Genomic DNA, 420 nt, shown 5'->3' with positions numbered 1-420 from the left:
CTCCTGCCCTCGCCGCGGCTGCGGATCGACCGCCTGCATCTCGGGGCCGACCCGGCCCGCCCGACCCTCGACGCCCGCTTCGTCAAGGCCGAGATCGCCCTGACGCCGCTGCTGAAGGGGGAGTTCCGCTTCACCGAGACGCGGATCGGCCGGGCCGAGATCAAGCTCCCGGTGGTGGCCAGCGAGGCCCTGCGGATCCCGCCCGATCTCGGCGAGGCCCTGCGCGCCCGCGACTTCGCCATCGAGGACCTGCACGTCCAGCAATTCCTGGTGACCACCCAGGTGCCGGCCACCGGCCGGACCGACCAGCTCTACGTCCAGGACCTGCACCTGCAGACCCCCGCGCTCGTCGGACCGTGGCGGGTCGAGGGCACCAGCGGCGGCGTCCCGTTCCGGGCGGTGAGCGGGACCCCCGGGGCG

The 420-nt window shown here is 74.5% G+C and carries 1 pseudogene; it reads left to right on the top strand.

Features of this window, described 5'->3' with window-relative positions:
* A pseudogene (locus FV228_RS32785) lies at positions 1-420 on the top strand (AsmA protein); the annotation flags it as partial.

The sequence above is a fragment of the Methylobacterium sp. WL18 genome, assembly GCF_008040015.1.
In the GTDB taxonomy this organism is placed as follows: Bacteria; Pseudomonadota; Alphaproteobacteria; order Rhizobiales; family Beijerinckiaceae; genus Methylobacterium; species Methylobacterium mesophilicum.
Note: the sequence above shows the minus strand (reverse complement) of the source record. Positions and strands in the feature narration are given on the sequence as shown.